Source organism: Nocardia sp. 149-1B (genome assembly GCF_057747975.1).
On record NZ_CM173233.1, the window covers coordinates 3,765,484 to 3,786,920 of the forward strand.

General features: G+C 71.7%; 21 protein-coding genes. 5 read left to right on the forward strand and 16 right to left on the reverse strand.

Going from position 1 to position 21,437, the window contains the following annotated elements; all coding sequences use genetic code 11:
- Positions 1-15: 15 nt before the first annotated feature.
- Entirely contained in the window at positions 16-792 is a 777-nt protein-coding gene (locus tag AC3ANS_RS18030) for an isoprenyl transferase (protein ID WP_488292954.1), read from the reverse strand.
- Positions 793-908: 116 nt separating this feature from the next.
- Here AC3ANS_RS18030 and trhA point away from each other — a divergent pair, with 116 nt between their 5' ends.
- Both trhA and AC3ANS_RS18040 read left to right on the forward strand, forming a co-directional pair.
- Entirely contained in the window at positions 909-1,652 is a 744-nt protein-coding gene (gene trhA, locus AC3ANS_RS18035; RefSeq protein WP_488292955.1) for a PAQR family membrane homeostasis protein TrhA, read from the forward strand.
- A gap of 48 nt (positions 1,653-1,700) precedes the next feature.
- Positions 1,701-2,606, forward strand: coding sequence for an alpha/beta fold hydrolase (locus AC3ANS_RS18040; RefSeq protein ID WP_488292956.1), 906 nt, complete (start codon positions 1,701-1,703; stop codon positions 2,604-2,606).
- On the opposite strand, the gene AC3ANS_RS18045 is transcribed toward AC3ANS_RS18040, so the two are convergent.
- Entirely contained in the window at positions 2,582-3,883 is a 1,302-nt protein-coding gene (locus tag AC3ANS_RS18045; protein ID WP_488292957.1) for an MFS transporter, read from the reverse strand. The two genes, AC3ANS_RS18040 and AC3ANS_RS18045, sit on opposite strands and share 25 nt — an antisense overlap.
- A gap of 8 nt (positions 3,884-3,891) precedes the next feature.
- Here AC3ANS_RS18045 and AC3ANS_RS18050 point away from each other — a divergent pair, with 8 nt between their 5' ends.
- On the forward strand, positions 3,892-4,947 hold the full coding sequence (locus AC3ANS_RS18050; protein WP_488292958.1) for an ArsR/SmtB family transcription factor: 1,056 nt from the start codon (positions 3,892-3,894) through the stop codon (positions 4,945-4,947).
- On the opposite strand, the gene AC3ANS_RS18055 is transcribed toward AC3ANS_RS18050, so the two are convergent.
- The 9 genes from AC3ANS_RS18055 to AC3ANS_RS18095 all read right to left on the reverse strand — a co-directional run bounded on the left by AC3ANS_RS18055 (position 4,853) and on the right by AC3ANS_RS18095 (position 12,951).
- The gene (locus AC3ANS_RS18055; protein WP_488292959.1) at positions 4,853-6,355 is read right to left on the reverse strand and encodes an aldehyde dehydrogenase family protein; all 1,503 of its coding nucleotides are present in this window, start codon (positions 6,353-6,355) and stop codon (positions 4,853-4,855) included. The genes AC3ANS_RS18050 and AC3ANS_RS18055 overlap by 95 nt on opposite strands.
- A 141-nt stretch (positions 6,356-6,496) precedes the next feature.
- The gene (locus tag AC3ANS_RS18060) at positions 6,497-8,470 is read right to left on the reverse strand and encodes a thioredoxin domain-containing protein (protein ID WP_488292960.1); all 1,974 of its coding nucleotides are present in this window, start codon (positions 8,468-8,470) and stop codon (positions 6,497-6,499) included.
- 39 nt (positions 8,471-8,509) lie between these two features.
- A complete protein-coding gene (locus AC3ANS_RS18065) occupies positions 8,510-9,202 on the reverse strand; it encodes an arsenate reductase/protein-tyrosine-phosphatase family protein (protein WP_488292961.1) in 693 nt (230 codons plus the stop codon).
- A gap of 9 nt (positions 9,203-9,211) precedes the next feature.
- Positions 9,212-10,342, reverse strand: a complete 1,131-nt coding sequence (gene arsB, locus AC3ANS_RS18070) for an ACR3 family arsenite efflux transporter (RefSeq protein WP_488292962.1) — start codon at positions 10,340-10,342, stop codon at positions 9,212-9,214.
- Positions 10,339-10,725, reverse strand: a complete 387-nt coding sequence (locus AC3ANS_RS18075; RefSeq protein WP_488292963.1) for an ArsR/SmtB family transcription factor — start codon at positions 10,723-10,725, stop codon at positions 10,339-10,341. The genes arsB and AC3ANS_RS18075 overlap by 4 nt, the downstream gene beginning before the upstream one ends.
- A gap of 83 nt (positions 10,726-10,808) precedes the next feature.
- Positions 10,809-11,045 (reverse strand): thioredoxin family protein, encoded by a 237-nt coding sequence (locus tag AC3ANS_RS18080; RefSeq protein ID WP_488292964.1) that lies wholly within the window; start codon positions 11,043-11,045, stop codon positions 10,809-10,811.
- Between the two features lie 32 nt (positions 11,046-11,077).
- Positions 11,078-12,127 carry a permease gene (locus tag AC3ANS_RS18085; protein WP_488292965.1) on the reverse strand — a complete coding sequence of 350 codons (1,050 nt, stop codon included), beginning with the start codon at positions 12,125-12,127 and terminating at the stop codon, positions 11,078-11,080.
- A gap of 15 nt (positions 12,128-12,142) precedes the next feature.
- On the reverse strand, positions 12,143-12,424 hold the full coding sequence (locus tag AC3ANS_RS18090; RefSeq protein ID WP_488292966.1) for an ArsR/SmtB family transcription factor: 282 nt from the start codon (positions 12,422-12,424) through the stop codon (positions 12,143-12,145).
- Between the two features lie 119 nt (positions 12,425-12,543).
- The gene (locus tag AC3ANS_RS18095) at positions 12,544-12,951 is read right to left on the reverse strand and encodes a MerR family transcriptional regulator (protein ID WP_488292967.1); all 408 of its coding nucleotides are present in this window, start codon (positions 12,949-12,951) and stop codon (positions 12,544-12,546) included.
- Between the two features lie 233 nt (positions 12,952-13,184).
- Here AC3ANS_RS18095 and AC3ANS_RS18100 point away from each other — a divergent pair, with 233 nt between their 5' ends.
- On the forward strand, positions 13,185-14,717 hold the full coding sequence (locus tag AC3ANS_RS18100) for a SulP family inorganic anion transporter (protein ID WP_488292968.1): 1,533 nt from the start codon (positions 13,185-13,187) through the stop codon (positions 14,715-14,717).
- Positions 14,718-14,768: 51 nt separating this feature from the next.
- On the opposite strand, the gene dmpG is transcribed toward AC3ANS_RS18100, so the two are convergent.
- From dmpG to AC3ANS_RS18115, 3 genes are read right to left on the reverse strand one after another with little or no spacing between them, the layout of a single operon-like run.
- Entirely contained in the window at positions 14,769-15,782 is a 1,014-nt protein-coding gene (gene dmpG / locus AC3ANS_RS18105) for a 4-hydroxy-2-oxovalerate aldolase (RefSeq protein WP_488292969.1), read from the reverse strand.
- A complete protein-coding gene (locus tag AC3ANS_RS18110) occupies positions 15,782-16,732 on the reverse strand; it encodes an acetaldehyde dehydrogenase (acetylating) (RefSeq protein ID WP_488292970.1) in 951 nt (316 codons plus the stop codon). The genes dmpG and AC3ANS_RS18110 overlap by 1 nt, the downstream gene beginning before the upstream one ends.
- Positions 16,729-17,538, reverse strand: coding sequence for a 2-keto-4-pentenoate hydratase (locus tag AC3ANS_RS18115; RefSeq protein ID WP_488292971.1), 810 nt, complete (start codon positions 17,536-17,538; stop codon positions 16,729-16,731). Before AC3ANS_RS18115 ends, AC3ANS_RS18110 begins: the two co-directional genes overlap by 4 nt.
- 186 nt (positions 17,539-17,724) lie before the next feature.
- Here AC3ANS_RS18115 and AC3ANS_RS18120 point away from each other — a divergent pair, with 186 nt between their 5' ends.
- Positions 17,725-18,963 (forward strand): flavin reductase, encoded by a 1,239-nt coding sequence (locus AC3ANS_RS18120; protein ID WP_488292972.1) that lies wholly within the window; start codon positions 17,725-17,727, stop codon positions 18,961-18,963.
- A 164-nt stretch (positions 18,964-19,127) separates the two neighbouring features.
- Here the strand turns inward: AC3ANS_RS18120 and AC3ANS_RS18125 are convergent, their stop codons facing one another.
- Together AC3ANS_RS18125 and AC3ANS_RS18130 are read right to left on the reverse strand one after the other, a co-directional pair.
- A complete protein-coding gene (locus AC3ANS_RS18125) occupies positions 19,128-20,033 on the reverse strand; it encodes a VOC family protein (RefSeq protein ID WP_488292973.1) in 906 nt (301 codons plus the stop codon).
- A 30-nt stretch (positions 20,034-20,063) separates the two neighbouring features.
- On the reverse strand, positions 20,064-21,248 hold the full coding sequence (locus AC3ANS_RS18130; RefSeq protein WP_488292974.1) for an acyl-CoA dehydrogenase family protein: 1,185 nt from the start codon (positions 21,246-21,248) through the stop codon (positions 20,064-20,066).
- Positions 21,249-21,437: the final 189 nt, after the last annotated feature.

Here is a 21,437-nt window from a genome sequence, read left to right on the forward strand (position 1 = left end):
CGCCCGGAGGGGACCTCAGGAACCGAACCGGCGCTCACGCAGCGTGTAGGCGCGCAGCGCGCGCAGGAAGTCCACGCGCCGGAAGTCGGGCCAGTAGGCCTCGCAGAAGTAGAACTCCGACTTCGCGCTCTGCCAGAGCAGGAACCCCCCGAGCCGCTGCTCACCCGACGTGCGGATCACCAGGTCGGGGTCGGGCTGGCCGCGGGTGTAGAGGTGCTCGGCGATCGACTCGACGTCGATCATCGCTGCGAGCTCCTCGACCGAGGTGCCGTTCTCGGCGGCCTCGAGGACCATGGAGCGCACGGCGTCGGCGATCTCGCGGCGCCCGCCGTACCCGACCGCGACGTTGACGAGCATGCCGTCGACGTCGCGGGTCGCCTCCTCGGCGGCCTTGAGCCGCTGGGCGACCGAGGCCGGCAGCAGGTCGAGCGCGCCGACCGGGTGCAGCCGCCAGCGCTTCTGGTCGGCGAGGGAGTCGACCGCGTCGGCGATGATGTCGAGCAGCGGCGCGAGCTCGCGCTCGGGGCGGTTGAGGTTGTCGGTCGAGAGCAGCCACAGCGTGACGACCTCGGTGCCGACCTCGTCGCACCAGCCGAGCAGCGGCTCGATGTTCGCCGCTCCGGCCTGGTGGCCGTCGGCGGTGCCGCGGCCGACGGCCTTGGCCCAGCGCCGGTTGCCGTCGAGCATCACCCCGATGTGCTTGGGCAGGTTCTCCGACGGCATCCGGCGCAGCATCCGTGCCTCGTACGCCGGGTAGAGCACCCGTCGGAGGCCACGCTTCCAGTCCGCCACGACTGCGATGCTACCGGCGCTCGCGGCGACCCACCGTCCCCGACGCGAACGTGACGTTCACCGCGTCGGGCCACCACGGGGGCATGCGCTGCCCTACCTCCGGGTAGGTTCGGACCATGAACCAGGCGATGGACCGAGCGAGGACGGGTGCCAACGACGCGGTACGCGCGGGGCTCGATCATCTCCATGATGCGGTCGCCGACCTGAAGCCGAAGCTGCGCGGCTGGCTGCACCTGGGCGTCGCCCCGCTGACCCTCGCCGCCGGCATCGTGCTGGTCGCGCTCTCCCCGACGACCTCGACACGCATCGGCTCCGCGGTGTTCACCGGCTCCGCGCTCGTGCTGTTCTCGGTGTCCGCGATCTATCACACCGGCACCTGGTCGCCACGGACGTGGGCGTTCCTGCGCCGCTTCGACCATGCCAACATCTTCTTGCTGATCGCGGGCTCCTACACGCCGTTCAGCCTGATGCTGCTCGAGGGCAACCAGCGCGTCGCGCTGCTCGCCACGGTGTGGACGGGCGCCGTCCTCGGCGTGCTGTTCCGGGTGTTCTGGACCGACGCGCCGCGCTGGCTCTACGTCCCGATCTACATCGCGATGGGCTGGGCCGCGGTCTTCTTCATCCCGGCCTTCCTCGACGGCGCGACCGACATCGGCGGCGTGGGCGTCGGCACGGCGATCTTCGTGATGATCGTGGTCGGCGGCGCTCTCTACACGTTCGGCGGCGTCGTCTACGGCTTCAAGCGCCCCAACCCGTGGCCGCGGTGGTACGGCTTCCACGAGGTGTTCCACACGTTCACGATCCTGGCGTTCGCCTCCCACTACGTGGGCGTGTCGCTCGCGACGTACGCGCTGCGCTGATCCACCGGATCGGCCACGCGGCGCGACGCCGAGTGGTACGCCTGAGGCATGCGCACGCTCGAGCAGGAGGCGCTGAACGCGGTCCAGCGCCCGGAGGCCTACCGCGAGGTCCTCGTCGTCTCGGCGGGGTTCCCCATCGTCCTCTCGGTGTGGGAGGGCCAGCCGGATGCGCCGGCGGTGGTCTTCCTCCCCGGCACGATGACGCACCCCCTCTTCTACGAGGACTTCCTCGACGCGTTGAACCGGTCCGGCCTGAGCGTGGTCGGCGTCCACCTCGCCGCGCACGGCAAGAGCCCCCGGGTACGCCGCGACCTCCGGTTCGCCGACCTGGTGGCCAACGCCGCCGACGCGCTGGCCTGGGCGGCCCGGTCCCTGCCCGGCCGGCGCCGGCTGCTCCTGGGATCCAGCCAGGGCGGGATCCTCGCCCTGGCGGTGGCCGCCGAGAGCGACCTTGTCGACCACGTGTTCGCGCACAACGCTCTCGACCCCGAGCTGCCTGGCTCCGTCGCCGTCACCCGGGCCCCGGGCCCGCTCCGCGGCGCCTACCCGGCGGCCCGGCGGCTCCTTGCGCTCGCGGGTCGAGTGGCTCCCGCGGTCCCGGTCCCCGTTGGGGCCTACCTCGACCTCACCCGGGTCTCGGACGACCCGGCGGTCGTGGACCGCTTCTTCGCCGATCCGCTCGGCCGGCGCAGCTACCCGCTGGGACTCCTGGCGGGGATGCTCGGCACGCCTCTGCGTCCCTGCCGGTGCCCGGTCACGGTCGTGGCCGGCAGCGGCGATCCCCTGTTCCCGCTGCCCTACATCCGCGCCGTCTACGAGCGGATCCAGGCTCCGAGCAAGGACCTGCTGCTCGTGGAGTCGTCCAAGCACCTGCTGTTCAACGAGGACCTGGACGCGGTGCTGCCGGTGTTGCTGCCGCGGCTCACCGGTCAGGCGACCAGCGCCACCGCGTGAGTACGCCGGGTCGCGGCGCGGCCCGCCAGCGCGGCCACCGAGACGCCAGCTGCCGCGAACAGCGCCGCCAACAGCGCCCACCCGGGCAGGCCGTGGTCGACCGCGGTCGCGGTCACCACCAGCGGGGCGAGCATGTTCGCCACGGCGTAGCCGGTCTGCGACAGGCCCTGGTAGGCGCCGGCGCTGCGTGGGTCGGCCAGCTCGAACGCCAGACCCCAACCGCCGGCCTCGCACCACACCTCGGCAGCCGAGCCGACCAGCTCGGCGACCACCAGGACGACGACCGCCGCGACTGCCCCCAGGCTGCCCGCCGACCCGTACAGCACGCAGGCACCGGCCAGCAGCAGGCTGCCGCGCCGCACCGTGCGGCCCGCGTGCGCGATCTCGTGCGTCCCGCGTGACGCCCGCACCTGGAAGAGCGCGACGAACACCGTGTTGATCACCAGCAGCACCGAGATGACCACGGTCGGGGCATCGGTCCGGGTGACGATCCACAGCGGCACGCCCACGCTCTGCATGCCGAACTGCATCGCGATCATCGAGTTCAGCGCGACCGACGTGACGTAGGTCCGGTCGCGCAGCGGTGAGGGACCCCGCAGCCGTGCGCCGTCGGCGTCGACGTCGACGGCGAGGCGGGTCGCCAGCGTCGGCACCCGCGTCCTCAGTCCCGCGAGCGGAACGGTCGCGACGGCGGTGAGCAGCGCGACCAGCACCATCGTGGCCCGGTAGGCACCCGCGGTGCCGACCACCAGGGCGGCTGCCGCCAGGCAGGTGCCGAGGCCGATGAAGACGTTGGTGACCACCCGCAGCCGGGCCCGCACCGCGACCCGGTCGGGCCCGGTGAACCACCGTGCCTGGAGCGCGGCCTTCGCCGTGCCCTGCAGGCTGCGCCCCCCGACCGCCACGCAGGCGATCAGCGTGAACGAGAGCGCCGTACCGGCCCAGACATAGGCCAGGAGCGCCGCGCCCTGGACGGCGTTGGCGGCGAGCTGGAGGCGGTCGGCGCCGACCCGGTCGGCGAGGTGCCCGCCGAGGTACGACGCCGCGACGCCGACCGCGCCCGCGATCGTCAGGCCGAGGCCGACGGTGGTCGCCGGCAGCCCGATCACGCGGGTGAAGTACAACGCGCTCACACTGAAGAACAGGCCGGTCGAGAGCGCCGCGGTCATGGTCGAGAGAGTGAGGGCCCGTTCGACGGGCTCGACGGGGAGGAGCGGTCGGCGGGGCACGCGGACATTTCTGACAGGAGCCGCACCGCAGCACCATCGATATAGCATTGTGCTTCATGTTGATCGAGTACGAGCTCGCCGGCGCCGACCTCGGCGAGGTGCGGTTCGCGATCTCGCCGATGAACGAGCTCGCGCTCTCGCTGCGCACCTGGCGACAGCCGGGGCGGTTCCCCCTGCAGCTGCGCTGGCTGCAGCTGACCGAGCAGGCTCGGGCCGGGCTCGACGCCGACATGCTGCTCGCGCTCACCAACGAGAGCATGTGGAGTCCCGACTTCCTCACGCCGCGGCCGTGGTCGCCGCTGACCCGCTTCGACGACGAGCTCGAGGCGCTGGCACGCACGCCCGTGGAGGTGGTCCGCGCCGACATCGCCGAGGTGCACCCGGACCGGGCCGCTCGACCGGCTCCTCTGCGTGGGCGAGCCGACCGGGTGCTGGCGCGGATCGTCGAGGCGATGGCGGCGTACTGGACCACGTGCTTCGAGCCCTGGTGGCCGCGGATGCGCGCGGTCCTCGAGGCCGACATCGTGCACCGCGGCCGCACGATCGCGCGCGACGGACTGGCAGCGATGTTCGCCGACCTGTCCCCGCGGATCCGGCTGGCCGACGACGTGGTCGTCGTCGAGATGACCTCGACGCTGGGCTACCGGCGCACCACCGCCGGTGAGGGGCTCACGCTGGCGCCGACGTTCTTCAGTCGCAACGCGACCGCGCCGATCTCGGCCGACGAGCCGCCGCTGATCATGTACCCCGCCCGGGGCGCGGGCTCCCTGTGGGAGAGCGACCGGCCGGTCCGGCCCGACGCCCTCGTGGGCATCCTGGGAGCGGTCCGCACGGGGCTGCTGGTGCTGCTGGAGGCACCGGCGTCCTCCACCGAGCTGGCGGTCCGGCTCGGGGTCACCCCGACCGCGGTCAACCAGCACCTCCGGGCGCTGCGCGACGCAGGCCTGCTCACCTCAGCGCGGCACGGCCGCTCGGTGCTCTACCTGCGCTCCGAGCTCGGCGACCAGCTGGTGGCCCTCAGCCGCGGCCGTGCAAGGTCCGGACGATCGCCGCGAGCCGGCGGTCGGCCTGGTCGGTGCGGTCGAACGTCGTCAGCGCCAGCGCCGGCTTGAACCGCTGCCGGGCGATCGCCTTGGCGTAGGTGAACTCCTTGAGCCCCTCGGCGCCGTGGATGCGCCCGAACCCGGAGTCGCCCACGCCGCCGAACGGCAGGCTCGGGATCGCCGCGAACGAGATCACCGCGTTGATCGCGGTCATCCCCGAGCGGATCCGCTCGGCGATCGCCATCCCGTTGTCCTTGCTGAACACCGTCGCCCCGAGGCCGTACGGCGTGCCGTTGGCCAGCGCGACCGCCTCGTCCATGTCGCGCACCTTGGCGATCGTCACGGTCGGGCCGAACGTCTCCTCCTGCACCGCCGCGGAGTCCTCCGGCACGTCGACCAGGATCGTGGGCTGGACGAACCGCTCGCCCACGGCGTCGGCGCCACCGACCAGCGCGCGTCCGCCCCGCGCGAGCGCGTCGTCGATGTGGCGGCGGATGACGCCCACCTGGCTCGCCATGGTGATCGGGCCGATCTTCGCGTCGTCACCGGCGTGGGCGCTCAGCCCGCGGGCCTTGTCGGTGATCGCGGCGACGAACTCGTCGTACACGCGCTCGTGCACGTAGACCCGTTCGACGCCGGCGCACGTCTGGCCGGCGTTGCTGCACGCGCCCCACAGCGCGGCGTCGGCGGCGGCCACGACGTCGGCGTCCGCGTCGACGATCAGCGGGTCCTTGCCGCCGGCCTCGATGACCACGGGGGTCAGCGTCTCGGCGCACGCGGCCATCACCCGCTTGCCGGTGCCGGTGGACCCGGTGAACGCGACCTTGTCGACGCCCGAGCGGCACAGCGCGGCACCCGTCTCGCCGCCACCGGTGACGACCTGGAAGACCGGCCGGCCGACGCACTCGGAGAACGTGCGGGCCAGCCACTCGCCGATCGCGGGGGTGTGCTCGCTGGGCTTGAAGACCACGGCGTTGCCGGCGGCGAGCGCGTAGGCGATCGAGCCCAGCGGGGTGAACACGGGGTAGTTCCACGGTCCGATCACCCCGACCACCCCGAGCGGGCGGAACTCGATCGTCGCCGCCTGGTTGACCATCAGCATCCCGGGCGAGACGCGGTGCCGGCCCAGGACCTTGCCCGCGTGGCCGGCCGCCCAGGCGATGTGCTCGATGGCGAGCGTCGCCTCGAGCATGGCGTCGGAGCGCGGCTTGCCCATCTCGTGGTGCATCAGGTCGGCGAGCTCCGGGAGCCGGCGCGCCATCGCCGACTTCCAGGTGTTCAGGTAGACCTTGCGCTCCTTGAACGTCAGCCCTGCCCACCAGTCGCCGGCCTTGCGGGCGCGGGCGACGGCGGCACGGACCTCGTCCTCGCCGTGGACCGGGAAGACGCCGACGACCTCGCCGGTCGCGGGGTTCAACGACTCGAACGTCGAGGCGGAGCCGGGTCCGGGCTGGGGACGGGCGGGGGCCTGGGTCATCGCGTGCTCCTGGGGGGACCGTCACAGTGATAGTCACAGTGGGACTGTCACGGTACCCGGCTGACGGTCGCCGGGGAATGGGTCGTGTGCCTGACGACGGTCCATGGCCCGTGCTCAGGCACACGACCCGACACCACAGGCTCAGCCGGACAGAGCCGCGTCCAGCTCCTCCACCGTGGTGACCGGCCGCTGGCAGACCAGGTGCCGGCAGACGTACGCCGCCGGCTGGCCGTCGAGGTCGGTGCGACCGGCCAGCAGCGGGATGTCCTCGTCCGCCTCGTCCGCCACCACGACCACCGCCCCGGGGTGCCGCCGGGCCCGGGCCTCGAGCTCGTTCCGCTCGGGCGACCACTCCCCCACGATCGCGATCTCGACCGGCCCGTCGAGCATCGACTCAGCCGCGGCCAGCGACCAGCCGGCGAAGCGCGGCGCGCGCTCGGCGAGGGTCGCGACCGAGGCGAGCGCGGCCTCGGCGGCGTCGCGGTGGCGGCCAGAGCCGGTGAGGGCGGCGTACGTCGACAACGCGTGGACCGCCGACGAGAGGCCGGAGGGGTAGGCGTTGTCGGAGGGGTCGCGGGGCCGGGCGACCAGGGCCTCGGCGTCGTCGGCGGTGTCGAAGAAGCCACCGTCGTCGGCCGAGAAGTGCTCGAGCACCAGGTCGAGCAGCACGCCGGCGCGCTCGAGCCAGACCGGCTCCCCGGTCGCCTGCAGCAGGTCGAGGAAGCCGGCCGCGACGCAGCCGTGGTCCTCGAGCACACCGGCGGGCGCGCCGACGACGCCGTCGCGGGAGACCCGGCGGAGCCGGCCGTCGACCATGTGGACACGCCACAGGAGGCTGGCCGCGCGGTCAGCCTCGTCGAGGAGCTCCGGCTGGTCGAGCAGGGTCGAGGCGCGGCACAGACCGCTGATCGCGAGCCCGTTCCACGCCGCCACGACCTTGTCGTCACGGGCGGGCCGCTCGCGACGCTCCCGCGCCCAGCGCAGCTCCTTCCGGGCCATCAGCCAGCGGCTGAGCTCGCGCGGGTGCGGGTCGACACGCAGCTGCAGCGTGGAGGTGCCGTGCTCGAACGTGCCCTGCTCGGTCACGCCCAACAGCTGCGCCACCCACGGGCCCTCCTCGGGACCGAGCACCTCGGTCAGCTGCGCCGGGGTCCAGACGTAGTAGGTGCCCTCGGCGCCCTCGGAGTCGGCGTCCAGCGCGGAGGCGAAGCCACCCTCGGCCGTCTGCAGCTCAGTGACCAGGAACTCGGCCACCTCCTGGACGATCCGCTCGCCGAGGTCGGTGCCCAACTCGGCGTAGACCCGCAGCAGCAGCGCGTTGTCGTAGAGCATCTTCTCGAAGTGCGGCACCACCCAGTCGTTGTCGACCGAGTAGCGCGCGAAGCCGCCGCCGAGCTGGTCGTACATGCCGCCGCGGGCCATCGCGTCGAGCGTCGCACCAGCCATCTCGAGCGCCTCGGCCGAGCCGTGCCGCAGCAGGAACTCCAGCACCATCGACGGCGGGAACTTCGGGGCGGGGCCGAACCCGGCCGACTGCGGGTCGAACTCGCCGCGGAGCGTGCGCACCGCCCCGTCGAGCACCTCACGCGTGATCGGCGCACCCGCCGTGGCGGGGCTGCCGGACGCGAGGTGGTCGCGGAGCGACGCGGCCACTCGGCGTACCTCGTCGGAGCGCGTGTGCCAGGCGTCGGTGAGCGCTTCGAGCACCTGGCGGAACGCCGGCTGCCCGTGTCGCGGCTGGTCGGGGAAGTAGGTGCCGGCGAAGAACGGGCTGCCCTCGTGGTCGAGCACGCAGGTCATCGGCCAGCCGCCGTGCCCGGTCATCGCCGTGGTCGCCTGCATGTAGACCGCGTCGACGTCCGGTCGCTCCTCACGGTCGACCTTGACGCTGACGAAGTGCTCGTTGAGGTACGCCGCGGTCGCCTCGTCCTCGAACGACTCGTGCGCCATCACGTGGCACCAGTGGCACGCGGCGTACCCGACGCTGAGCAGCACCGGCACGTTGCGGCGGCGCGCCTCCGCGAACGCCTCCGGTCCCCACTCCCACCAGTCGACCGGGTTGTCGGCGTGCTGGAGCAGGTACGGCGAGGTCGCGCTCGCGAGGCGGTTGGGCATGGTGGCCAGTCTCTGCCACCGCGCAAACAGCGCGAGCGGCTACTCGGCGAGCAGCTCGGCGAGGAGCTTCTGGACGCGCTCGTCGATCTCGTCGCGGATGGCGCGCACGGAGTCCACGCCCTTGCCGGAGGGATCGGTGAGCGCCCAGTCCTCGTAGCGCTTGCCGGGGAAGATCGGGCAGGCGTCGCCGCAGCCCATGGTGATCACCACGTCAGAGGCGGCGACGTCCTCGGTGAGGAGCTTCTTGGGGAACTCCTGGGAGATGTCGATGCCGACCTCGGCCATGACGTCGACGACGACCGGGTTGACGGTGTCCGCCGGGGCCGAGCCCGCGGAGCGGACGTGGACGCGGCCGGCGGCGTGCTTGTTCAGCAGCCCGGCGGCCATCTGGGAGCGGCCCTGGTTGTGGACGCAGACGAAGAGGACCTCGGGGATGGTGGTCATGGGGATGTCCTTCTGGGTGCGGGCGTGGTCGATGAGGGCGTGATGGGCGATCTGGGCGGTGAGGGTCGGCAGGTAGGCCTTGATCCGGGCCTCGGCCGCGATGCGTTGGTAGGCGTCGGCGACGAACGCGTAGACGGTCTCGGGCCCGAAGACGCCGGCGAACTCGGGGCTGAGCTCCTCGGCGATGCGGTGCAGCAGGTGTTCGGGCTCGAGAAGGTGCCATCCGGTGAAGTCCGTGCGCAGCGACAGCGGGGTCGGGCTGGTGGGCGGGTCGGCGACTGCGGGCATGGCGACTCCCTAGGTCTGCGGGGCCGCAGGCACGGCCGGGTAGTAGCGACGGCGCGCCCAGAGGGCGACGTAGACGAGGCCGACGAGGACCGGCACCTCGATGAGAGGTCCGACGACGCCGGCGAGGGCCTGGCCGGAGGTGACGCCGAAGACGCCGATGGCGACCGCGATCGCGAGCTCGAAGTTGTTGCCGGCGGCGGTGAACGCGAGGGTGGTGGTGCGTTCGTAGCTCATCCCGAGCCCCTTGCCGAGGGCGAACGAGCCGGCCCACATCACGGCGAAGTACGCCAGCAGCGGCAACGCGATGCGCGCCACGTCGAGGGGCTGGTTGGTGATGGTGTCGCCCTGGAGGGCGAACAGGATGACGATCGTGAACAGCAGGCCGTAGAGCGCGACCGGGCCGATCGCGGGGATCAGGCGCGCCTCGTACCACTCCCGGCCCTTGGCCCGCTCGCCCAGCGTGCGGGTCAGGAACCCGGCGAGCAGCGGGATGCCGAGGAAGACCAGGACCGACTTGGCGATCTCCCACACCGAGACGTCGAGCCCACCGGAGGCACCGCCGGTGTCCTCGAGCCCGAGCCAGCCCGGCAGCACCTCGAGGTAGAAGTAGCCCAGCGCCGCGAACGCGAGGATCTGGAAGATCGCGTTGATGGCGACCAGGATGGCGGCCGCCTCACGGTCACCACAGGCCAGGTCGTTCCAGATCAGCACCATCGCGATGCACCGGGCCAGGCCGACGATGATCAGGCCGGTGCGGTACTCGGGCAGGTCGGGCAGCATCAGCCACGCGAGGGCGAACATCAGCGCCGGCCCCAGGATCCAGTTCAGCACGATCGAGGTGACCAGGAGCCGCTTGTCGGCGGTGACGTGACCGAGCTCGTCGTAGCGGACCTTCGCCAGGACGGGGTACATCATCACCAGCAGCCCGATCGCGATCGGCAGGGACACCGAGCCGATCTCGACCTTCGCGAGCGCATCGTCGAGGCCCGAGACCGTCCTGCCGAGGACCAGCCCGGCGAGCATCGCCGCGATGATCCACACGGGCAGGAACCGGTCGAGCGTGGACAGGCGCTGCAGTACGGCGACGTCCTCGGGGGCGGCCGCGGTCTCGTGGACGGCGCCCGTCGAACGGTCGCTCATGCGGGCACACCTGCCGACGCGAGCACAGCGAGGTCGTCGCTGACGAAGAGGCCGGCGAGCGCCTCGAGCGCCTCGGGCCGGGCCTGGTAGTACACCCAGACACCGCGCTTCTCCCGGTCCAGCAGCCCGGTCTCGTGGAGCACCTTGAGGTGGTGGCTGATCGTCGGCTGGGACAGGTCGAACGCCGGCAGCAGGTCGCACACGCAGGCCTCGGCGTTCTCGTGGGACACGACCATCGACATCAACCGCAACCGGACCGGGTCCCCGAGCGCTCGGAGCAACGGGGCGACCTTGTCCGCCCGTCCGCTGGTCATCGGCTCACGCGTCAGCGGTGTGCTGCAGCACGCGAGCGCATCGTTCGGGTCGCAACCAGACTTCGACATGCGTCGATAGTGACAGACATCGATGTCTTCGGCGAGGGCGGGCGACGCGAACGACCGAGGAACGGCGCGTGAACGACGGGCCGTCAGGGGGTGGTGAGCAGCTCCCGCACCTCGGCGACCGTCGGGACGCGGCCGGAGGAGACCAGCACCTCGTCGACGACGAGGGCCGGGGTCGACATCACGCCGTACCCGGCGATGGTCGGGTAGTCGGTGACCTTCTGCACGGTCGCGTCCAGGCCGAGGTCGTCGATGGCCTGACGGGTGACGCGTTCGAGGTTGACGCAGTTCTTGCAGCCGGGCCCCAGGACCTTCACGATCATGATGAGCTTCCTTTCCGATGCCCCTCGGGGCTCTAGGTGAGTACGGCGTTGAACAGGTAGCCGACCGCGACGATGGCGGTGCCGACGACGGTGATGTAGACGGCGAGCAGCTGCGGCTTGAGGACGCGGCGGAGCAGGATCATCTCGGGGAGCGAGAGAGCGACGACGGCCATCATGAACGCGAGCAGGGTGCCCATCGGCAGGCCCTTGTCGTGCAGGGCCTCCACGAGCGGGAGGATCCCGGCCGCATTGGAGTACAGCGGGATACCGATGATCACGGCGACCACGACACCGAAGGGATTGTCGGTGCCGGCGTACCTGGTGAAGAAGTCCTCGGGTGCCCACCCGTGGATGACGGCGCCCAGCCCGATCCCGACCAGCAGGTAGGGCCAGATCTTCCCGACGATGACACCGACCTCCTCCGCGCCCATCTGGATCCGCTGGCTGAAGGTGAGCCCGGCCGTGGAGTCGATGACCTGACCACCGAGCTTGGTCTCGAACACGAACGGCTCCACCCACCTCTCCAGGCGCAGGCGACCGAGCACCCAGCCGGCGAGGATCGCGATGCCGAGCCCGGCGCCGATGTAGAGGGCGGTGACCTGCACCCCGAAGAGGCTCAGCAGCAGGCCGATCGCGATCTCGTTGACGAGCGGACTGGCGATGAGGAAGCTCAGCGTCACTCCGAGCGGGACGCCGGCGGCGACGAACCCGATGAACGCCGGGACCGCGCTGCACGAGCAGAACGGGGTGATCACTCCCAGGCCGGCCGCCAGCACGTTCCCGACGCCTTCACGGCGCCCGCCGAGGAGCGCGCGCGTGCGTTCGACGCTCATGTACGAGCGCAGGATCGTGATCACGAAGATGATGCCGCTCAGCAGCAGGGCGATCTTGATCGTGTCGAAGAAGAAGAAGTGCAGCGTCTCGGTCAGTCGGCCGGTCGGCGCCATCCCGAGCACGTCGTAGAAGATGCGGTCCCACAACGCGCCGTTGACCCAGTAGGCCGCCGCCCAGAGCACGGCGGCTCCCGCCAGGATCCCGCCACGACCGCGCCCGGTGGTGGGCAGGTGCTCGACGATGCTCACGCCCGACCTCCCACCTCAGACCGGAAGAGCAGCGGCGAGCCGTGCGGACGCATCGGCGGCCAGCCGGTAGTCGATCCACCGGCCGCGCCGGGAGGTGGTCACCAGTCCGGCGTCGCGCAGCACCTTGAGGTGGTAGGAGAGGAGGTTCGGCGCGACGTCGGCGTGCGCCTGCAGGTCGCACACGCAGGCCTGCCCCTCGACGAGACGCCGCAGCACCGACCACCGCACCGGGTCGGCGACCACCGCCAGCAACGCAGCCGCTCGGTCATCCTCGCGAGGGTTGGTCCCGACGGACACTTCAACGAGATTTGAACCAGCCACGCTTGAAACGTAGAACCGTCACGCGCGCCGTCGTAGGGACCTTGTGCCCGAGCTGCCCAGGACAGGTTGTGCGGACGCCGGCGCGGGCCCCTCCCTCAGCGGGTCTCGCGACCGAGGAGCCCGATGAACTCGTCGGCCATCTCGAGCTGCCGCACGAGGCGCTGCCGGCGGGAGACTGCCTCGGCCCGCACGGCCTCGAGCCTGCTGCGGGCGCCGGACCGGTCGGTCTCGGGCGCCTCCGCGTCGCGGAGGGTCTCGATGTCGCCCAGAGCGGCCTTCATCTCCTCGAGCGAGAAGCCGAGCGGCTTCATGCGCCGGATGACCATGATCTTGTCGACGTCGTCGTGGGTGTAGAGGCGGAACCCGCCCTCGGTCCGGCCCGACGGCACGAGGAGGCCGACCTCTTCCCAGTGCCGGAGGCTGCGGATGGACAGCTCGGTGCGCGCGGCGACCTCGCCGATGTGCATGACGGCCGGGCCGGGGATGTCGGGGGTGCTGCCCACGAGGCCTACCCTTTCCGCCGTCAATTCAACTCTACCCTCACGTGAGGGTAGAGTCTGGGTCAGACTTCCGCCGGCGAAGACGCCGGCACGCGTCCATGGTCGCGCACGTGCCGCGCGCGAGACCAACCCGGGCGCACGCAGACCTGACCACCCCGACCCCCTCCCAGCGCTTCGCGCACGTGCCACGTGCCATGTGCACGTGGCGGGTCACCCCCCTCGAACGGAGCACTCCTGTGAGTACGCCTGTCTCCGGCGCCCCCAGCGTCTCCGGCGCCGCCCACGCGGTCCCCGACAACAGTGTTCGCGCCGCCCTGCGCTCACCGAAGCTGCTGCGCACCGAGGTGCTGGCCGGCCTCGTGGTTGCGCTCGCCCTGATCCCCGAGGCGATCTCCTTCTCGATCATCGCCGGCGTCGACCCCCGCGTCGGCCTGTTCGCCTCGTTCACGATGGCGGTGGCGATCTCGTTCCTCGGTGGTCGCCCCGCAATGATCTCGGCTGCGACCGGCGCCGTCGCGCTCGTCATCGCCCCGGTGATGCGCGACCACGGCTACGACTACCTCATCGCGACGGTGATCCTGGGCGGGGTCATCCAGGTCGTCCTCGCCGCAGCCGGCGTCGCGAAGCTGATGCGGTTCATCCCCCGCTCGGTGATGGTCGGGTTCGTCAACGCCCTGGCCATCCTCATCTTCGAGGCCCAGATCGACCACATGCTCGACGTCCCCTGGGCCGTCTACCCGATGATCGCGGTCGGCATCGCCGTGATCGTCGGCTTCCCACGGATCAACAAGGTCGTCCCGGCCCCGCTGGTCGCCATCGTGGCCCTGACCGCATTCACCCTGGTCGCCGCCGTCAACGTCCCTGACGTCGGGGACGAGGGCAAGCTCCCCGACAGCCTCCCCTCGTGGTTCGTCCCCGACGTGCCGATCACCCTGGACACACTGCAGACCGTCGCTCCCTACGCGCTCGCGATGGCGCTGGTCGGCATCCTCGAGTCACTGCTGACCGCCAAGCTCGTGGACGACATCACCGACACCCACTCCGACAAGACTCGCGAAGCTCTCGGTCAAGGCGCGGCGAACGTCGTCACCGGCCTCTTCGGCGGCATGGGCGGCTGCGCGATGATCGGGCAGACGATGATCAACGTGAAGGTGTCCGGGGCGCGGACCCGGATCTCGACGTTCCTCGCCGGCGTCTTCCTGCTCGTCCTGGTCGTCGGGTTCGGCGACATCGTGGCCCGCATCCCCATGGCCGCCTTGGTGGCCGTGATGATCATGGTGGCGGTGGGCACCTTCGACTGGCACTCCGTCCAGCTCCGGACTCTGCGGCGGATGCCGAAGTCCGAGACCGCGGTCATGGGCGCCACCGTGCTGGTCACCGTGACCACCCACAACCTGGCGATCGGCGTCGTGGTCGGCGTGCTCGTCGCGATGACGCTCTTCGCCCGCCGGGTCGCGCACCTCACCGACACCCACCGCGAGCTCGTGGAGGACGAGCACGGCAGCGCAACCGCGGTCTACCGCGTCACCGGGGAGCTCTTCTTCGCCTCCTCCAACGACCTCTACACCCAGTTCGAGTACGCCGAGGACCCCGACCAGATCGTCATCGACCTCACCGACTCCCACATCTGGGACGCCTCCACGGTCGCCTCGCTCGACGCGATCACCACCAAGTACGCGCGCAAGGGCAAGGCCGTCACCATCGTCGGCCTCAACCCCTCGAGCGCCGATCGCCACGGACGCCTCACCGGACAGCTCGCAACGCACTGACGCCCGGGCTCACGAGCTCAGCCTCGACGCACGGCACAGAGCGTCAGCTCCTCAGGCAGCACCCTCGGCGAGGGTCAGGGCGATGTCGACGATCATGTCCTCCTGGCCGCCGACGAGCCGGCGCCGACCGCATTCGGTGAGGATGTCGCGGACGTCGACGCCGTAGCGCGCGGACGCGGCCTCGGCGTGGCGCAGGAAGCTGGAGTAGACCCCGGCGTACCCGAGCGTGAGGGTCTCGCGGTCGACGCGGACCGGCCGGTCCTGGAGCGGGCGGACCAGGTCGTCGGCGGCGTCCTGGAGCTTGAACAGGTCGCAGCCGTGCTCGAAGCCCATCAAGTCGGCGACCGCGACGAACGGCTCGATCGGGCAGTTGCCGGCGCCCGCGCCGTGACCGGCGAGAGAGGCGTCGACCCGGTAGACCCCGTTCTCGACGGCGACGACGGAGTTGGCGACCGAGAGCGAGAGGTTCTCGTGGGCGTGGATGCCGATCTCGGTGACGTCGTCGAGCACGTCGCGATAGGCCCGCACCCGCGCGGCCACGTCGTTCATCGTCAAGCGCCCGCCGGAGTCGGTGACGTAGACGCACTGGGCGCCGTAGGACTCCATCAGCTTGGCCTGCTGCGCGAGCTCCTCCGGCCCGGCCATGTGCGACAGCATCAGGAACCCCGACACGTCCATGCCGATCTCGCGTGCGGTCGCGATGTGCTGGGCCGAGACGTCGGCCTCGGTGCAGTGGGTCGCGACCCGGACCGACCGGACGCCGAGCTCGTAGGCGCGCTTCAGCTCGTGGATCGTCCCGACACCGGGGAGCAGCAGCGTGGTGAGCCGGGCCCGCTCCAGCACCGAGGCCGCGGCCTCGATCCATTCCCAGTCGGAGTGGGAGCCGGGACCGTAGTTGAGCGAGCCGCCAGCCAGGCCGTCGCCGTGGGCGACCTCGATCGCGTCCACGCCCGCCTCGTCGAGGGCGGCGACGATGCGCCGGACGTCGGCCGGGGTGATCCGGTGGCGTACGGCGTGCATGCCGTCGCGCAGGGTGACGTCCTGGACGAAGATCGGGGTGCTCATCAGCCGTTCGCCTTCCGGGCCGCGATCCGCTCGGCGACCTGGAGGCCGGCGGACGTCATGATGTCGAGGTTCCCGGCGTACGCCGGCAGGTAGTGCGCGGCGCCCTCGACCTCGAGGAACACCGACACCTGGTGGGTCGGCCGGCTGGTCGCGCCGTCGGCCAGCAGCGTCTGCACGGGTTGGTCGTCGGGGACGGGCACGATCTGGACCTGCTGCTTGAGCCGGTAGCCGGGGACGTAGGCGGACACGTCGGCCACCATCTTCTCGATGCTGGCGCGGACCTCCTCGTGCACGGCCTCGTCAGGGGTGTCGATCAGGCAGAACACCGTGTCCCGCATGATCAGTGGCGGCTCCGCGGGGTTGAGGATGATGATCGCCTTGCCGGCGGCCGCACCCCCGACCTCGACGATGGCTTGCGAGGTGGTCTCGGTGAACTCGTCGATGTTGGCGCGGGTGCCCGGCCCGGCCGACTTGGAGGCGATGCTCGCGACGATCTCGGCATAGAGGACCGGGACGACGCGGGCCACGGCCGCGACCACCGGGATCGTGGCCTGGCCGCCGCAGGTGACCATGTTGAGATCGGGTGCGTCGAGGTGGTCCTCGAGGTTGACCGCCGGCACGACGTACGGCCCGATCGCCGCGGGCGTGAGGTCGATCATCGTCTTGCCGAGCGGCTGCAGCCGCGCGGCGTTGGCGCGGTGGGCGGCGGCCGACGTGGCGTCGAAGACGATCTCGATGTCCTCGAAGCCGGGCATCGAGATCAGCCCCTCGACGCCCTCGTGGGTGGTCGGTACGCCGAACCGCGCGGCGCGGGCGAGCCCGTCGGAGGCGGGGTCGATGCCGACCATCGCTCCCATCTCGAGGTGCTGCGAGCCCCGCAACACCTTGATCATCAGGTCGGTGCCGATGTTGCCCGAACCGATGATCGCGACCTTGGTGCGCCCGCTCATGACTGCTCCCCGTAGGTGAAGGTCACCGCACCGAGGCCGGTGATGGTGGCGCGCACCCGCTGTCCGGGGGCGATGGGCCGCATCGGGCCGAGGGCGCCGGAGAGGACGACCTGGCCGGCGCGCAGCGGGTCGCCGAGCTCGCGGGCCCGCGCGGCGAGCCAGGCCAGGGCCGCCAGCGGGTCGCCGAGGCAGGCCGCGCCGGAGCCGGTGGAGACGGTCTCGCCGTCGATCGTCATCGTCATCACGGCCTCGCGCGGCTCGAACGCGTCGAGCCGGACCCGCTCGGGTCCGAGCACGTAGGCGCCCGCCGAGGCGTTGTCGGCGACGGTGTCGCCGAAGCTGATGTCCCAGCCGGCGACCCGGCTGCCGCAGATCTCGATCGCCGCCATCGCGTGGCCGACCGCGGCCCGCACCCGGGCGATCCCGAGATCGCCCTCGGCGAGGTCCTCGCCGAGCACGAACGCGATCTCCGCCTCGGCGCGCGGCTGCAGCACTGAGCCGGCCGGCACGACGTCCCCGCCGTGGTGCTCCATGTCGTCGAAGAGCACCCCGAAGTCGGGCTGGTCCACGCCCAGCTGGGCCTGCACGGCCGGCGAGGTCAGGCCGATCTTGCGGCCGACGACGCGAGCGCCACCCGCCACCCGGATCGCGGTCAGGCGCTGCTGCACGGCGTACGCCGCCTGGACGTCGTCGGCGCCGATGAGGTCGCGCACCGGGGTGCACGGCACCCCGCTGCGGGCGGCGACGAGGAGCCGCTCCGCCGCGGCGTCGAGCTGCGCCTCTCGGGCGAGGAGGTGTGGGGCCATGGCCCGAACCCTCCGGGGAGCCGGCCCGCCCGGGCCAGCGATGCGTGCCGGTCCCCGGAACCGTGTGCTCGGGGTCTCGCTGCGTGCCCCCGCGTGCCCCCCGCGTGCCCCCCGCGTGCCCCCCGGCGTGCCGGAGTGCGGCATGGCAGTCTTGAGCCTGCCCGCGAGCGCGCGCACCGTGCAGGGATGGAGACCGTGCAGCGCAGCGTCATCGACCCGACCCAGTACCGCGACGTGATGGGGCACTACCCCACCGGCGTCGCCGTGGTGACCGGCACCGTCGACGGTGAGCCCGTCGGGATGGTGGTCGGCACCTTCAGCAGCGTGTCGATCGACCCGCCGCTCGTGACGTTCATGCCCCAGGTGGGCTCGCGCACGTGGGAGCGGCTGGCCCTGGCCGACGCGCTCTGCGTCAACGTGCTCGCGCACGACCAGCTGGCGCTGTGCCGCACGATGGCGGTGCCCCGGCCGGGCAAGTTCGACGAGGTCGACTGGTCCCCCTCGGCGTACGGCGCGCCGGTGCTCACCGACGCCGTCGCCCACGTGCACTGCCGCCAGGAGTCGGTTGTCGAGGCCGGCGACCACTGGATCGTGCTGTGCGCGGTGGACGCGATGGAGGTGACCCGGCCGGCGACGCCGCTGCTGTTCTTCCAGGGCGGGTACGGCGGCTTCTCCCCCGCGGGCATGGCCGCCAAGGCCGACGCCCACCTGATCGCCGCGGTCAGGCTCGGCGACCGTGCACGCACCCAGGTCGAACGGATCGCCGCGCGCCTGGAGTGCGAGGCGGCCGCGCTCGTCGCGGTCAGCCCCGACGAGCTCACCACGGTCGTGAGCGCGTACGGCGGCACCGCGACCATGGTCGAGCCGCTGGGCCAGCGGGTCCCGCTGATCCCCCCGATCGGTGAGGCGTACGTCGCCGGCGCCGCCCCCGACGTCGTCGAGCGCTGGCTGGCCAAGGTCACCCCGGACGACCCGGGCCTGGTCGAGTGCTACCGGGCCCGGCTGGCGACCGTCGCAGAGCGCGGCGTCGCGCTGAGCATGGTCGGACCCGGTGCGCGCAGCGAGTACGAGCGGCTGCACGAGGCGCTGGCGGAGTACGCCTCCGGCGAGCTCACCCCGGCCCGCGAGCGCGCGGTCCGGGCCGTCCTCGCCCAGACCCGCCACTTCTTCGACGACGTCGACGTGCTGCCGGGCGAGACCTACGACGTCGGCGCGGTCGTCGTGCCCGTCCACGGTCCCGACGGTCGCGTGGCGCTCGTGCTGCGTGCCACGCAGCTGCCCGCCGGCGTACCCGGCCACGTCGTCAGCGGCTGGATCGACGAGGTGCGCGCCGCGGCTTCCTGCGTCGAGCGCGACCTCGCCGGCGGCGGGGTGGAGCAGGCCACGGCGTACCGCGCGTGGTACGAGGCCGACTTCCCGCTCTGAGCCCTCGCGGCCCCCTCGCGGTCCTCGCGGTCCGTGTGGGTCGTGTGCCTGAGAGCGGTCGATGGACCGGCCTCAGGCACACGACCCGACAGCCGGGGCCGACCCGAGAACGACCACTGCCCCGGACGTCTGACGTCCGGGGCAGTGGTGTGAGACCGAGGTGGTCAGTCGGCGAGCGGGTGCACGATGCCCGGGGGCCGGTTCTTCGCCTCGGGGTCGAGCTTGTGGCCCCAGATGGCGGTGGCTCCGTAGGTGTAGGGCACCCAGTCGGCGCCGACCTCGATGCCGTCGTAGCCGACCTCGACGTTGAACAGCGACGGTGTGGCGCAGTAGAAGCTGAACGTCTTGTCGTTGGTGTGGCGGCCCAGGGTGAGCGTGATCGGGACGTCGTACTCGTCGAGCATGTCGTACGCCGAGCCCACGTCATCGATCGACTTCATCTGCAGCATCAGGTGGTTGAAGACCGCGACGCCCGGCGGGCACTGGCCGAGCGCGAGCGTGTGGTGGCGCTCGTTGACGTGGTAGAACCGCGCGTTGAGCGAGCCCGGGACGATGATCTTGTCCGAGAGCTTGAAGCCCAGCACGTCGTGGAAGAACCGGTGGCCGGCCTCGATGTCGGGCATCATCAGCAGCACGTGACCGAGGCCCTGGGTGCCGGTGACGAACCCGGAGACGGCGCGCCCGGGGCGGAACGTCGCGGGGTGGAAGTGCTGGCCCCAGCTGACCTCGTGCGGGAATCCCCACGGGTCGGTGAACGACACCAGTTGGTTGACCGCACGCGCGTCGGCGAGCTCCGCGGAGCCGCGCTCGGCGGTGATGCCGGCCGCGGCCAGGCGCTCCACGACGACGTCGAGGTCCTCCTCGTGGTCGACGGCCCAGCCGAAGTAGGCGACGGAGTCCTCCGCGGCCGGGTGGATCTGGATGCGCCATGGCGCGTCGTCGACCCGCAGGCGGACCGAGCCGTCGGGACCGTCCTCGGCGAGCTCGGCGCCGAGGAACCCGGCCCCGAAGCGGCGCCAGTCCTCCGACCGGGGTGAGTTGACCCCGAGGTAGGCGAGCGAAGTGATCATTGCTGCAGCTCCTGTGTGGATGGGATGGGGTCAGACGAACAGGGCCGGGCTGGCCTCGCCGCCGAGGTCGTTGGTGGACCAGCCGGTGTAGACGTTCTCGGCGACGTTGCAGATGTGGCTCAGGCCGACCTGCAGGTCGCGCCAGTAGCGCTCGTTGGGGAAGTCGGTGCGGATGCCGCTCGCGCCGCTGATCTTGAACAGCCGGTCGATGGCATCGGCGGCGCGTCGCGTGGCGCGCACCTGGTCGCGGCGGAACGTGAGCCGCTGGGTGCGGGTGATCTCACCGCCCTGGGTGACGTGTGCCTGCAGCTCCGCGGCCGAGGTCAGCAGGTGGCACCGACTCGCGGCGATGTCGGCCGCGACCTCGCCGTACACGGTCAGCTGGGTGGGGTCGGTCCGGCCGACGATGCCGTCGGCGGAGACCCGCGTGACGAGGTAGTCGCGGTAGGCGGCCAGCGCGCCCTGGGCGATGCCCTGGGTGGCGGCGCCGATCGCCGCGGAGAACACGAGCGGGAACTTCAGCCGGTAGAGCGGCTTGCCCTCCTGCCGGTGCTCGTAGCCGCCGGCGAGCATCACCGGAGCCTCGACCACGCGGTAGTCGGGGATGAAGACGTCGGTCATCTGCACGTCCTTGGAGCCGGTGCCGAGCAGGCCCATGACATTCCAGGAGTCCTCGACGATCTCGTAGTCCGCACGCGGGATCACGAAGTGCCGGATGTCCGGGGGCGTGCCGGGCTGGCCGGTCTGGTCGTCGACGACGATGCCGCCGAGGATCACCCACTGGGAGTGGTCGGTGCCGGTGGAGTAGGGCCACCGGCCGGTGAAGAGGAAGCCGCCGTCGACGCGACGGGCACGGCCGAACGGTGCGTACGGCGAGGCCGTCCAGGTGTCCTGGTCCTCGCCCCAGATCTCCTCCTGGAGACGCGGGTCCATCATCGCGATCTCCCACGGGTGGACCCCGACGACCCCGGCGACCCAGCCGGCCGACGGCGACGCCGCACCGACGGTCATCGCGGCCTCGAGGAAGTCGGGCAGCGTGGCCTCGTAGCCGCCGTGCTCGACCGGCTGGAGCAGCCGGACCAGGCCGGTCTCCTTCATGGCCTCGACGGTCCGGTCGGTCAGCCGGCCCAGCTGGTCGCTCGGCACGGCCTCCTCCCGGAGGACGTCGGAGGCCTTGCGGACCTTCTCCACCACCTCGTGCCTGGACTCGTGCATGGGTTTCCTCATCTCTGGATCTCTGGGTGCGGCGGGAGCCGCGAGTCGGACGCCTGTAGCGATCACTACGGCGACGGTAAGGACGATGTGACCTGCGCCACCACCGCGGCGTGCCGGTCCCCGGCACGCGTGGCCCGGCGATCGGCCCGGGGGGATCGGGTGGCGGTCGGGCCGACCGCCGGATCCGCG

Excerpts from the sequence above, each read along its gene's own strand:
- trhA (WP_488292955.1), top strand. The coding sequence starts at position 909 with ATGAACCAGGCGATGGACCGAGCGAGGACGGGTGCCAACGACGCGGTA.
- AC3ANS_RS18040 (WP_488292956.1), top strand. The coding sequence starts at position 1,701 with ATGCGCACGCTCGAGCAGGAGGCGCTGAACGCGGTCCAGCGCCCGGAG.
- AC3ANS_RS18045 (WP_488292957.1), bottom strand. The coding sequence starts at position 3,883 with ATGCTATATCGATGGTGCTGCGGTGCGGCTCCTGTCAGAAATGTCCGC.
- AC3ANS_RS18050 (WP_488292958.1), top strand. The coding sequence starts at position 3,892 with ATGTTGATCGAGTACGAGCTCGCCGGCGCCGACCTCGGCGAGGTGCGG.
- AC3ANS_RS18055 (WP_488292959.1), bottom strand. The coding sequence starts at position 6,355 with ATGACCCAGGCCCCCGCCCGTCCCCAGCCCGGACCCGGCTCCGCCTCG.
- AC3ANS_RS18060 (WP_488292960.1), bottom strand. The coding sequence starts at position 8,470 with ATGCCCAACCGCCTCGCGAGCGCGACCTCGCCGTACCTGCTCCAGCAC.
- AC3ANS_RS18065 (WP_488292961.1), bottom strand. The coding sequence starts at position 9,202 with ATGCCCGCAGTCGCCGACCCGCCCACCAGCCCGACCCCGCTGTCGCTG.
- arsB (WP_488292962.1), bottom strand. The coding sequence starts at position 10,342 with ATGAGCGACCGTTCGACGGGCGCCGTCCACGAGACCGCGGCCGCCCCC.
- AC3ANS_RS18075 (WP_488292963.1), bottom strand. The coding sequence starts at position 10,725 with ATGTCGAAGTCTGGTTGCGACCCGAACGATGCGCTCGCGTGCTGCAGC.
- AC3ANS_RS18080 (WP_488292964.1), bottom strand. The coding sequence starts at position 11,045 with ATGATCGTGAAGGTCCTGGGGCCCGGCTGCAAGAACTGCGTCAACCTC.
- dmpG (WP_488292969.1), bottom strand. The coding sequence starts at position 15,782 with ATGAGCACCCCGATCTTCGTCCAGGACGTCACCCTGCGCGACGGCATG.
- AC3ANS_RS18110 (WP_488292970.1), bottom strand. The coding sequence starts at position 16,732 with ATGAGCGGGCGCACCAAGGTCGCGATCATCGGTTCGGGCAACATCGGC.
- AC3ANS_RS18115 (WP_488292971.1), bottom strand. The coding sequence starts at position 17,538 with ATGGCCCCACACCTCCTCGCCCGAGAGGCGCAGCTCGACGCCGCGGCG.
- AC3ANS_RS18120 (WP_488292972.1), top strand. The coding sequence starts at position 17,725 with ATGGAGACCGTGCAGCGCAGCGTCATCGACCCGACCCAGTACCGCGAC.
- AC3ANS_RS18125 (WP_488292973.1), bottom strand. The coding sequence starts at position 20,033 with ATGATCACTTCGCTCGCCTACCTCGGGGTCAACTCACCCCGGTCGGAG.
- AC3ANS_RS18130 (WP_488292974.1), bottom strand. The coding sequence starts at position 21,248 with ATGCACGAGTCCAGGCACGAGGTGGTGGAGAAGGTCCGCAAGGCCTCC.